Here is an 11,905-nt window from a genome sequence, read left to right on the forward strand (position 1 = left end):
GCTCCGACGAGACGAGCGCTACCGCCAAACCGAGCCGCTCAAGGGGGTCAAAATTGGAAGCCGATACGGGGTCAAATTTGAACGCCGATTGACATCCAGACCCGCCCCGTGCTCACATAGCCTCGCTTCGGCCTCCGCGAGCGCGCCTTCGGCTTTGGCCAACTCGGCCTCGGCAGATGCAAGAGCCGCCTCGACGCCAGAGCGTCGCTCCATAAGGTCTCGGAGAGTTCCCGTCACGCCGGTGGAGAGGAGGAGCTGCGCGGGATCCTGCTCTGCCCTCCGATCGAGCAGCGTCAAAACATGCGCGATCTTCTGCTCGGCAAGTCCAAGGGCGAGGCGACGATCCGGAAGGTCCTTCGCCGCCGTGACGTACCGGGCCCGCAGGTCCGTCAGCAATTCCATGCGGCTGTTCAGGGCGTGAGCCGAGGCGTTTACGACAAGCCCATCGAGCTCACGCTGCAGAGCGACAGTGTTCTCGGTCGCCGACCGCATCTGCACCGTCAAGGCCGCCTGGCGGCTCGTCAGCGCTGGAAGATCGCGCCCCCACGACGACGGTGCGACGGGCAACCGTGCGAGCGGAGACAGTTCGGTGCGGAGGGCGCGCAAGCTGCGCAACCGCGGCAAGGCGTTGATGCAGCTTTGCACTTGATCCATCCGTGCCTGCGTGCGGCTACGTTGCGCGATTGCATCGGCGTAGGCCGCGGCCGCGTCGTCGCGCTGGATCACGAGGCGGGCGTATTCGGTAGCGAGGGTATCTATGCGCTCTCGCTCCTCGTTGAGAGCCGCCAGATTCTTCTTGAGCTCGAGGAGACCTCCCGATCGCTTTCCTGGACGGAAGAACGCCTCCGCTTCCGCCTGCATGGACCCGAGACGGGCGCTGAGATCGGCCAGACCGGCGGTTGCGGAAAACAGCAGATGACCGAGATCGCCCTTGCTGGCGAGGATGCTTTCCCCACCGGCCTCCAGGGTCTCGTCGTCGAGACAGAACATGGTGTGGAAGGCGGTGCGATCCAGGCCTCCCAATTCTCCGGGAAGCGTCGTATCGGGAACCGGATTGTCGGCCTCGTCCAGCAGGCTGTTATGAGGACGCTTGATGCGGCAGAACCTGCGAGTTCCGCCCGAGGTCTCCACTTCGGCTTCGATACGCATGGCCGCGTAGGGGTGAAGGAAGTTGAACCTGCTCTGCGCTGGGATGCCGAAGATCAGATCCGTGCACGCCGACATCGCGGTGGATTTCCCGGCCTCGTTCGATCCATAGACGATGTGCAGGTCGGCGCAACCCGCGACCCGCTCACCGAAGTCGATGAAAGCGTCCGTGAACTTGCCGTAGCGACGAAGTCCGAGTTTTCGGATGCGCATCAGCGCGCTCCGTCCGAGTCGCCGATCGCAAGGCGCGCCAGGACCTCTTCCGCACCCTCTCCCGCGAGCCGCACGACAAGATCCTCGAGGGCGGCCTCGTCCGGAGCGATGGCTCGCCGGCACTCAGGCGGCAACTGCGCCAGCAGCTCCTTGACCGTGTCGGTTGCCTCGGTTCGGAAGCCTTCTGATGCGACGACCTCGTCGTTCATCGTCCTTCGAAGTGCATCTAGTTGGTCGGTGCTCGCGGTTGCGCCTGCTGGCGTGCGCCGGCAGTCGATTTCGAGTTTGTCGATCCATACGTCGCCCAGCGATTTCGCGCGTGTTTCGGCCTCGGTCCGCAGGAGATCGGCGTCCCGTCTCATATTCCACGCCAACGGCGTCGTTCCGGACACCGCGAGCCGCACGACGAGATGATCGCTGACGGACCGGGTCGCCGCGACCTGAAGCGACGTCTCGAGCCGCGCGACCAGATCGTGCCAAGTTGCCGTTCCGGAAGCATCGAGTCCGACCCGCTCGAACTGGGCCAGGCTCACGATCCGCTCCTCGAGTGCAATGGAGCCGTCGTCTAGTACGTTCGCCAACGTCACGGACTTGGGTCCGCTTTCGCCGATGTCACGCCCCTGCGGGATTCCGGGCATCACGATGGGGCAATATCCTTCGATCGTCGATCGCTTGTGGATGTGTCCCAGCGCCCAATAGCGGAAGCCGGATGCGAGGAGGTCGCTCGTGGAGCATGGCGCATACACATCGTGAGAAGGCGAGCCGCCCAGGCTGGTATGCATCATTCCGATGTTGATCGCGTCCTGTACCGATGGCCGGTACTTGACGAGGAGTCCCTCGGGGGCGTGCGGTTTCGCGAAGCTGAGCCCGTGTATGACGATCGATCGCTCTCCGCGATCCCGCTCTACCTCGACGGCTTCGGCACGTCCGCCGAAAAGATGCACGTTCGGCGGAAAGACGAGCTCCTTCGTGATCCTGGCCAACGCGTCATGGTTGCCTCGGATGATGAAGATTCGGATGCCCGCAGCGTCGAGGCGCCGAAGTTGCTCGCCGAGAAAGCGCGCGGTCTTCATCGAGGTCTGATCGCCGTCGTAGAGATCGCCGGCGAGCAAGAGCGCTTGTACCCGTTCATCGAGGCAGAGATCGATGATGCGCGCGAAGACCTGCCGGCTGGCGTTGCCGATGAAATCGGCCAGTTCGCGATCCCGCAGCGCGAGAGAGCGCAGCGGCGAGTCGAGGTGGATATCCGCCGCATGGACGAAACGGTAGGCAGTCATCTACAACTCGCATCTTTTCGAATCAGCGGAGTTTACCCCACTTGGGAAGCGTCGGACGCTCAGCGGGAGCAGGGTTGGAGATATCCTCGATCTTCGCAGCCGACGATCGAAACGGTACCTGGGTTGCATGGGGGCCATGCCGCGCCGCTAAGTATGGTGCGGCTACCAAGATCGCGCAAATGGCACGAGATGAGTTCGTGCCGATGCGCACCCATGGCGAGGCGCATGAACTCGGCGATCACGAGCGTCGCGGCAATCGCACCAACAAATGGCGCGCCGATGCTCCGACCCGCTAGGCGAACGGTTCCGCATTGGTCGCCGCTCTCCTCAAATAAACGACGATAGGCAGGTTGAGAAACGGTTGCGTCTTCGGCCGCGGTGCTCTGCCAAGTCGAGCGCGCGTCGCGCGCGCCGGGAAAAGTGTGCATGTCGATGCCGAGATAGTCCTGCGGGCCTTTGCCCAGGCCCGCCTCGATGACGCGCTCGAATCCGATATCTTCAATCGATTGCCGCGCGAGCGCGTTGTCGACCCCGATGAGTGCGACCACCGGTTCGCGCGGGCTCACGCGAAAGTCATTCGCGAAGCGGCGCTCAATGATCGACGTCCGGAAACCGCGCTCCTCGGCCCAGTCCGCCATCGCGCGCGACTTGTAGCGGCCGACGAGCTTCGGCGTCGTAAGCAGCGACGTGCTAACGTTCGACGTTGCGAGAACGTCGAAGTCATGCAGCACGACCTCGAGCGCGCCGGGCCGATAGGGCAGAAGTCCCAGTGTCCAGAGATAGGCCTGGCCGAGATTGCCAAGGCCGACGAGCCAAGCGGATGAGGGCAAACGAGCAAGGGCCGGCCCGTCGCCGCCTTGGAGCCAATCCTGTTCGGGACGCCAGAGGTTGAGCCCTATCGTCCGGCGACACGCCAGCCGGTGGCCGCGCAGGCGCTGGAAGATCTCAGAGACCACGAGCGCCCCCGCCATCACCCCGGCCGGCGTCACGTCCGCACCGGCCGATGCGGGTACATTCTGCTTCGCCGGAACGACGCCACCGCTCCATCCTCGTAGGACGACGCGAATAGCGAGACGGTCGACACCATCGATGTTCGGCATGCCGAAGGTCGCCGTCGGCATGCCGATCTGAGGGCGGTCAGCGACCTTCGCACCGTACGCTTTCAGAGCAGCCATGAGACTGCCGAAGGGTGGTAGCGTGACCCTCAACGGCATATCCGCCCCGATGACGGTTACGCCCCCCAGCAACGTTCGCGTGGCGCTGTTTACCGCCGTCAGAACCGCTGCCTGCAGGCCTGCGCTGTCGGCGACCTCGGGGCCGAGAACGAATTGCGCTTGGTAACCGGCGAAGATCCGCATCGCGTCGTCGAGCGACGCGGCCTCGCCGGTGTCGAGCGCGATCTTGGCGGTGCGGTGCAATTCGTCGGCAATCTGTTCAAGGTCCGTCATTGTTCATCCTCGATCTTGAGTACACTGGCCACCTGACGACCGCCGTGTGAGCGCCAACGATGATCCCCTAGATATTCGTAGAGCCCGATCGACCAGCGGCGCACCGGCGGCCGCGCCATCAGCGGCAGTATGAGCGCAAGATGGCCCGGCCGTGCGATCATGGGGTTGTCGCGGTCGGACAAGCTCTGCCCGGCGCCTCGTGGATGCACGTGCGCGTCCGCGACCACCACGAGCGACATCTCGGCGCAGCGGTCCCACAGCCGACCGAAGGCGTCGGCATGCAGCACGCAGATTCCCTTGGAATAGGCGTGCGGGTCGAGGTCATCGTAGTAGACGACGGCGGTCGCTTCACGGTCGGCTCCGCTGCGCGTTCCGAGCAGAAACGCGCCGGATTCGTGACGACCTTCGGTGCGTCGGTGCAACTCCGAACCGAGAGCGAGCCACAGGTTGCGTCGCATGTGAAGGGTGGGATCAGGCTGCACGGCGACCTCCGTAGTCGCCGGAGTTCAGGAGGTCATGCACCACGCGCAGGTAGCCCACGATGCCGATCGCTGGATCCCAGATGAGACTCGGATGCTGCTGGTACCAGTTCGCATGGCCTTCGATGGATACGCGGTCGCACGGCAGATAGAGGCATGCGCCGTTCTTCCAGTCGGGATTGAACGCGAGCGAAACGCGGTTCTGCCCGGCCGGCCACTTGTTCGCGGCCAGCGGACCGCCGAGGTCAAGATCCCACGGCCGCGCCGTTGGTGGTGTGCGCGGGTAGTCTTGCAGTTCGAAGCGGAGCCCGTACACCAACCCATCGCGTGCCAAGACTGCAAACACGGCATGCGGCCACGCGTGTGAGACGAGGCGCCACCGCCTCGCCGCCGCGCCGCTGCGATATCGGCCGGCGGCGAGATGTGCGTGGAACACCGCTTCCTCCGGAGTCATGGAGGTGCTCAACTTAACCCTCCACGCGCTGACAGGGCACGAGGTCGAACGCGACAGCGCAGGTGTGGTGCTGCGTGAGCGTTCCGACGTGCACGTCGCGGTCCGGCCGCGTGGTCGTACCCTTGATCTGGAGCACGTGCTCGGCGGCGTCGCGCGGTGACAGGTGGAAGGCACGCCGGGCCGCCCAGCGCTTAACGCGTTCCACGGTGGCGCCGGGCGCGAAGGGACGCTTCTCGGTCTCGCCGTTGAAGCGGACCAAGACCTCCACATGGCGGCAATGCGAGACGTGCACGCGCAGCGGACCCGTGGCGTCGTCGTCGGGAGGCAGCGGTAGCAGCTCCTCGATCACGGCGTGGCCGTCGATGGCCCCGTCGATATCTTCCAGGAACAGGAAGCGGCCTTCCTTGTCGCCGGGCAAGTCGATCCTGGACAAGATCGCCGCGAGGGTGTCTTCGGGCTTCGCCTCCAGCACCGCAATGTCGGCGAGCCCGTGGCTCTGGAGCAGGACGTCGATGATCTTCATTCTACCAACCCTTTTCAGTAAGCGGGTGCTCCTGATTGAGACCCTGCGCTCTAAAGGGTTAGTCGTAGACTTCGCGAAAAACCGGAATCGCTAGGGTTGACCAGGGACGCTGGCGCAGATGAAGTAATGTGGGCAGCGTGGGCAGTTCTCGCCGTTGTCCTTCGGCTGAGCCGGATAGAAGCCCTTCGCGATTCGACCCAGTGCATTTTCTGCATCCGCGAGGCGGGCCTTCATGACACCATCGAGAGTGACCGGAACCGGTTCGTTCGTCGTGAGGTATTGCACCTCGAAGGTGGCGCTTCCGCCCATCGCGTTGCGAACGGCCTGAAGCATGAGTGCGTGCAAATGACGCTGGTCGGGACGCGACGGTTCTCGGCCCGTACGAACGCGTCGCACGACAAGACGCCCATCGCTACGCTCGATCTCGTCGATCGGCACGTTGATCGTTCGACCGCCACGCGTGAGCGGCACCGTGCTCCCGAACGTGATGCCTTCGCGTTGACGACTCCTGGCGTTCTCGAGGATGCTCATGGCCGAGGTCTTGTAGAGTGGCTCGAGCGGGTCTCCGGTCGGACCTATGTCGTTCCACGCCGCATCCAGCGCTTCGGCGAGGGCCGCGGCCTCGACTGAGCCGGTCTGTGCTCGCAGCCAATCGAGCACGCGGTAGACCGCGCGGTGGAACCGGACATACGCCGTGTCGTCGCGACCACCGCTGAGACCGAGCACGAGCTGATAGAGGTAGCGCCGTGGGCAATCGATATAGAGCTCGATGTCGCGGCCATCGTGCTCCGGGATGTCTCGCGCGAGGTCGGGGCGGTGGTCATCAGGCGGTGCCAGCGGCAGTTTTTCGGTCCAAGTCGGGTCGCCGTCCGGCGCGCGCGGCAGAAAACGCGCGATCTGGAGAAAAGGCGTCGCTGAATTGGACCTCTGTTTCTCGGAATAGCGCTCGGCGCGAGATAGAGAAAGATGGTCGCGGGCGCGCGAGAGCGCCACGTAGAATAGACATTCCTCCTCCTCCTCGTGATCGGCGATCGGCGAGGTTGGAAGCAGGCCGTCCGGCGCCGGACAGCGGTCGCCTTGTCGCCGCAGCGGGAACATGCCCGAACCTAGCGTCGGCAGATGCACGACCTTGAACTCAAGACCTTTGCTCGCGTGGACGGTCATGAGGCGGACCGCATCGATACCGTCGACGGCGTTAGGTGGCTCGCGCAGCGCGCGCTCGTCACCGAATACCTCAAGTCGCCGTATCCATTGCAGCATTCCGCGCTTGGGATCGCCCGCACCGCTGTTGTTCTCGATCGCGAACTGAACGAGTTGATGGATCGCCAGGCGACACTGCTGATCGGCAGGGGTGTCGCCACCGAGATAGTTTCGCAGGAGTGTGCCGCGATCGAAGAGCACATGACATAGAAACGCACCGGGTCCCGTGCGGAAGCCGATGCCGTCGAGGTCGGCCGCCAGGCGGCCAAGGCTCGCTTTGCCGTCCGGAGACAGGCAAGGAACATTTGCCAGATCCGCCAGCGCCTCGGCTGGTCGCCTCTCGTGATCGCGGGCGTAGGCCAAGAACGCCTGCACGTCGGCAAGCGACGTGCGGTAGGGCGGGAGGTCCGCGACCCGAAGCAAACCACCACGGTGAGGTTCGGCGACGAAGGAGATGAGCGAAAGTAGATCGCACACTTCCGGGCGCTCGAAGAGATCGCCGAGATAGAGGACCGGCACGCCGGCGGCCTCCAAGCCGAGCGCCACCCGCTCAAGATTGCTGTGCACGCGGCAGAGCACGGCTTGCTCACGGAAGTCGATGCCGCTCGCGCGGTGCTTCATGATGGCATCCGCGATGCCTCGGATCTCGGCATCGCGGTCCAAGGCGACGTTGCAGTCGACGGCTTTGGCTCCCGGGCCGCGATAGGCAGTGAGCTTCACGGCCTTCATCTCGCCACCGTGCATATGCCCGGCGTAACCGCCAAAGGTGTCGACGATCTGCTGGCGTGAGCGGTAGTTCACCGTGAGGGCCTTACGCTGTCCCTTTGGATAATCCTTCTCGAAGTCGAGCGCATTCTGAGGCGCGGCGCCGCGGAAGCGGTAGATCGATTGGCGCGCATCCCCGACGACCCAGAGCCGGTCGCCTTCACCCGCCAACTCCTTTACGAGCAAGGCGCTCGCGCGATTGACGTCCTGATATTCATCCACGAGCAGGTGTTGATACTGGCCCCGGAGTTCATCGCGCACCTCTGGGCGCGCCCGCAAGAGCTCGACCGGTCGATTGATCAGATCGGCAAAGTCGACCCAGCCGGCCCTGCGCATCTTATCGTCGTAGTGCTTGAAGACGCGCGCTACCTCTTGCGCTTTGGAGACCCTGAGTTCCGCTTCTTCGTCGCCCTTCGCCACGCTGGCCGCCATGCGGCGGACCGCCTCGGCGTAGTCGGCCGGCGACTTCACCTCGTCCTTCGCGCGGCTTATGGCGCCGAGTACGAAGCGAAGGTCGGACAGCGGTTCGTGGAGGCGGAGGTAGTGGTCGAGTCCGAGTGCCAGAAGGTCTTCTTCAAGAAGGGCCAGGATATCGGCTTGGTCCAGAAGTCGAACCGGTTGAGCGATGCCAATTAGCTCACCGTATTTACGGATCAGTTCGAGACCGAAAGCGTGAAAAGTACCCGTCCAGATCTCAGCGGCGGCCTCGGGCATCGTCGAGGCGACGCGTTCGCGGATCTCGCGGGCGGCCTTGTTGGAGAAGGTCAGCGCGAGAATCGACGCCGGCGGGTGCTTCTTGCCGACGAGAAACTCGAGACGAGCGATGAGGGTTCGCGTCTTGCCGGTGCCGGGCCCCGCTTCGATCAGCAAGGGCGAGCCCTCATGATGCGCGGCCTCCCGTTGCGAGTCGTCGAGGCCCAGACGTTCGGCGGGCCCTGGCTCTTCGACGACGGTATCCGGGGGTTTCGGGAGAAGTAGTGACGCGGCGAGTTGCTGATGGACGAGGCCCAGGGGAATCGCGAGATCTTCGGCGATCCTAGGCGCTGAGTTTTCCAGATCGACGAAAAGCCTATGCGCCTCGTGGCACGGCAGTAGGAACTCCCGAGCGAAAACGTTGGCAAGGCGCTCGCGCAGTTCTTCGGGGCTGTAAGCTTCGACGCGCTTGAGGCCGAGCGGCGTGCCCTCTTCCGGAGCGCCCGGATCTGATCCTCGCGGCATGATCGCGGGGTCGGTCGGCGTCTCGATCCAATAATGCCCGAACTCGTGCGCTTCGACGTAAGCGGCGCTTTTCGGCGAAAGTTCGTTGGAAATGTAGATCGCCTTAGATGCGCGGTGCAACGCGCCGTCTCCGCCACCCAACAGCGGATGGTCGGGCGGCAGGCTTTGTACCTTGATGTCAGCCTCCTTGCGCGCCGCTGCGAGCAATTGAGCGGCGGCATTGCCGCCCGCCTTTGCGCGAAGCAACGCATACTTCTCGCGGGCAAGTGCCCTGACGGCGCCGAAACTGTCCATCGCTATTCCTGCAAAACGGGATCGGGCTCCTCCGAGAGCCACTGCTTTTTTTCGGGTTCGGGTAACTCGGCATGTTCGACGAGGTAGGCGAAGTCGACCTGCTTGGCGGTCGGCCGCTTTCGCGCTTTGTGTGCGGTCGCCATCTGCGGCGGCAACCGGAAGAATTCTCGCACGCCGTCGAGCTGACGGTGCAGCGCTGCCGCAATCTCGCGCACGAGACGCGCCGGAATCGTAGCGGGCCGGACCAGCCGAGCGGCAAGCGAAGCCAAGATCGATTGGTCGATTCCGAGCGTGCGCTGGAAGGATTCAAGGCTATGCCCCGCCCGGGTGATCTCGGCCGAAAGGTCGTGAATTGTCTGCTGCCGATCGGCTTCATCGAGGAGCTGCTGCACGCGGCTCATGGTTCGGCTGACGACCCGGTTGACCGCTTCCGGCGCCGGCTCAGGCGAATCCGAGCGCGTTTCGACATCGATCCAGGCGGTGACGTACCGGATAATTTCGCTCCTGAATGTCGGATACCGGTCGAGCCAAATGCGGAGCCCGTCACCGGTCGGAGGCTTGCCGAGCGTCCCGAGCTCAGTCAGCACGTCGTCAAGGTCCGGTTTCGGCTCAATCTTCGTCATCGTTGTCTCCCTGGCGCCCAGCGATTTTCAAGGCCTGTTGCACCCAATTGCTGATGGTGGTCGCATCTACCTGGTAGTGCTCGGCAAGCTCTTCGTAAGTCAGGCGGGCGATGTAACGTTGTATGAGGATGTCGCGAAATTTACCTTCAAGTCTTCCGATCGCGTGGCGCAAAAGACCCTGCACTTCGGGGCTTGCCATGCGATCTTCGATCTCGTTGAGAGGATCCACCGCATCGCTCTCATCGCCATCGTTGGCGGAGCTCGGCTGGGCACGCTCGCGCTTACTTTCGATAGATGAATCCTTGTGGCGATGAGCATCGATGGCCTTGCGCATGGCGTAGTGCGCAAAATTGACCTCGGCGTACTCGGCCTTCCCAGCTTGAACCTCCTTCGCGATTCGCAACAGCACGTCCTGGGCATGGTCTTCGTCTTCGCCCGCGTCGTACTTCACGGCTTGACGCATCAGCAGCGGCGTTGCCCGGGTAGCGAAGGCGTTGAAAGCTTCAATGTAGGACCGACGGTCGCCGCTGGCGTGCGCTTGTCGGACCGCGTGCATGAGCGCCTCGATGGTCCATCGCTTCGCACCGGCAGCGACATGCCTGAGCTCGTCGCGTCGCGCCGCATCCTCCAACGCGTACCAGCGGCGCAACTCATCGGTAAGCTCGGAGCGCCGCTTGTATTTCGCGAGAGGCGGTACGCCTGTTAACTCTACAGCGCCCTTTGTCGGACGGGCGGGTGCCGCGATGTCCGCCGCAAGGTGGCTGGGGTCATCAGTTTCCCCCGAATTTGCCATGGCCGTCTCCTTAGTGAGGGCGCCTGATAAAGGGCTAATCGGAGGCGAGCAGAAAAAACGGAATCATCTTGGAAATAGATTTTGGATTGCAGCGAGTCGCCCCGACCCGAGGGTATCGGCACGCAGGGCTTGTGCCAAGGGGTAGATACCAGTTGTGGCTGCCAAGCGGCTGTTTGCGACGCCCGCGCCTTGATAGGGCTGAGGTCAGTCGATGCTGGGGGGCAGCGGCGATCAAGCCTTTTTCGACTTCTGTGTCCTAATCGCCCGCTCAACCAAATGCCAGGCATCCTGCTCCTTGAGCGCCTTGATCACTGCCTGCTCGACGAATTGCCAGGCCTTCTGATCGTTCGCGGTCGCGGCGTCCCTCACTGCGGCGATGTATTCGGGCCGCATGTAGTACAGCGCGGCCCGGCGGCCGTCCTTTCTTGAAGCCTGTATCTTCTTCGCCGCCTTCGCCATCTCCGCTCGCCTGCTCGTTCTGCGCGATTCGACTCGAAAGCTATCACGCGCCGGCGCCCGGTCGCGAACGTTTTCCTAAAGTTTTCACCCCCGGCTTCCGAAAGTCGCAACCGGTATTCGATATCGGATCGATATCCGATCGATATCGGTCGGATATCCGATTTTTCTTGACTTTTCCCCGGTTTTATGATCTAAGCAGCGACATCCCACTCACTACCAATCGGCCAGGCCACCTTCACACCGCGCGAATCGCGCGGCCTCCCTTCGTGCGTCAGCGTGCCGGGGAGTGCGGGCGCGTTCCATTTCCCCAACGAGGACTCATGAAGACGAAAAACGCCGCCGCACTCTTCGCCAGCTTCAAGACGTCGCGGGCCATCCCGTGCGCCCGACCACTCCGGCGGGACTTCATGATCCAGTCGACGTTCGACGCCGGCGTCAGGGCCATCGAATACCATCCCATGGTGGTGCTCGACGACCACGTGATCAGGACCGACGCCGTCCTGGTCGATCGGGACGATGGCCGCTACGTCGTCGACTTCGTCGATGCGCGGCCGCCGGGTGATCCCGAGGCCGCAGGCCTCCTCCAGCTCGGTTTCGAGCAGGACTCCTCCGGGATTCTCTCCGTCACGACGGCCGATGTCGGCCGCGAGCCGCTCCTCTCCGCGGCTCGCGAGGTTTGGCGGCATTCCACGATCGCGGTGAGCGCCGGAGACCGGGCGCAGGTCCTCGAAGCTTTGGAGCAGGAGGGCCCAATCCCGCTGCGTGCTTTCGCCGGTCTGGTCGCAACTCGACGCTATCCGATCGAGGTCGTCTATGCGTTAGCATGCGAGGGAAGCGTTGGGATTGACTTGACCTGCGGGCTCGACGCTCGCGCCATCGTGCGCTGCGGAGACCTCGGCCTCAGCCGTCGCTACGGGACGTAGTGCGGACACTCTTCTCTCGACAGCACGGGGCCAGACAGCGCCTCGGACGGTAGGCGCGGAAAGAGCCTGGCAATTGAAAGCCGGGAGAGG

At 63.7% G+C, this 11,905-nt stretch carries 11 protein-coding genes; 1 reads left to right on the plus strand and 10 read right to left on the minus strand.

Annotated features, from left to right (window positions below; translation table 11 throughout):
- Positions 1–18: 18 nt before the first annotated feature.
- The 10 genes from K410_RS41510 to K410_RS36435 all read right to left on the minus strand — a co-directional run bounded on the left by K410_RS41510 (position 19) and on the right by K410_RS36435 (position 10,892).
- A complete protein-coding gene (locus K410_RS41510) occupies positions 19–1,359 on the minus strand; it encodes an ATP-binding protein (RefSeq protein ID WP_028133515.1) in 1,341 nt (446 codons plus the stop codon).
- On the minus strand, positions 1,359–2,636 hold the full coding sequence (locus K410_RS0103275; protein WP_028133516.1) for a metallophosphoesterase family protein: 1,278 nt from the start codon (positions 2,634–2,636) through the stop codon (positions 1,359–1,361). Before K410_RS0103275 ends, K410_RS41510 begins: the two co-directional genes overlap by 1 nt.
- A gap of 59 nt (positions 2,637–2,695) precedes the next feature.
- Positions 2,696–4,084 carry a ubiquitin-activating E1 family protein gene (locus tag K410_RS36430; protein ID WP_049819915.1) on the minus strand — a complete coding sequence of 463 codons (1,389 nt, stop codon included), beginning with the start codon at positions 4,082–4,084 and terminating at the stop codon, positions 2,696–2,698.
- Positions 4,081–4,566, minus strand: a complete 486-nt coding sequence (locus K410_RS0103285) for a hypothetical protein (protein WP_155253210.1) — start codon at positions 4,564–4,566, stop codon at positions 4,081–4,083. The genes K410_RS36430 and K410_RS0103285 overlap by 4 nt, the downstream gene beginning before the upstream one ends.
- Positions 4,556–5,029: a DUF7665 family protein gene (locus tag K410_RS0103290; protein WP_028133518.1), complete on the minus strand. Its 474-nt coding sequence runs from the start codon at positions 5,027–5,029 to the stop codon at positions 4,556–4,558. Before K410_RS0103290 ends, K410_RS0103285 begins: the two co-directional genes overlap by 11 nt.
- A gap of 1 nt (position 5,030) precedes the next feature.
- Positions 5,031–5,540, minus strand: coding sequence for a hypothetical protein (locus tag K410_RS0103295; RefSeq protein ID WP_028133519.1), 510 nt, complete (start codon positions 5,538–5,540; stop codon positions 5,031–5,033).
- 90 nt (positions 5,541–5,630) lie between these two features.
- A complete protein-coding gene (locus K410_RS0103300; protein ID WP_028133520.1) occupies positions 5,631–9,017 on the minus strand; it encodes an ATP-dependent helicase in 3,387 nt (1,128 codons plus the stop codon).
- Between the two features lie 2 nt (positions 9,018–9,019).
- Positions 9,020–9,640 (minus strand): hypothetical protein, encoded by a 621-nt coding sequence (locus K410_RS0103305; protein ID WP_028133521.1) that lies wholly within the window; start codon positions 9,638–9,640, stop codon positions 9,020–9,022.
- Positions 9,627–10,433, minus strand: coding sequence for an RNA polymerase sigma factor (locus tag K410_RS0103310; RefSeq protein ID WP_028133522.1), 807 nt, complete (start codon positions 10,431–10,433; stop codon positions 9,627–9,629). Before K410_RS0103310 ends, K410_RS0103305 begins: the two co-directional genes overlap by 14 nt.
- 231 nt (positions 10,434–10,664) lie before the next feature.
- Positions 10,665–10,892, minus strand: coding sequence for a hypothetical protein (locus K410_RS36435; protein ID WP_049819916.1), 228 nt, complete (start codon positions 10,890–10,892; stop codon positions 10,665–10,667).
- A gap of 320 nt (positions 10,893–11,212) precedes the next feature.
- Here K410_RS36435 and K410_RS0103320 point away from each other — a divergent pair, with 320 nt between their 5' ends.
- Positions 11,213–11,815, plus strand: a complete 603-nt coding sequence (locus K410_RS0103320; RefSeq protein WP_028133523.1) for a hypothetical protein — start codon at positions 11,213–11,215, stop codon at positions 11,813–11,815.
- The last annotated feature ends 90 nt before the right edge of the window (positions 11,816–11,905 follow it).

The organism is Bradyrhizobium sp. 22 (genome assembly GCF_000482425.1).
In the GTDB taxonomy this organism is placed as follows: Bacteria; Pseudomonadota; Alphaproteobacteria; order Rhizobiales; family Xanthobacteraceae; genus Bradyrhizobium; species Bradyrhizobium japonicum_B.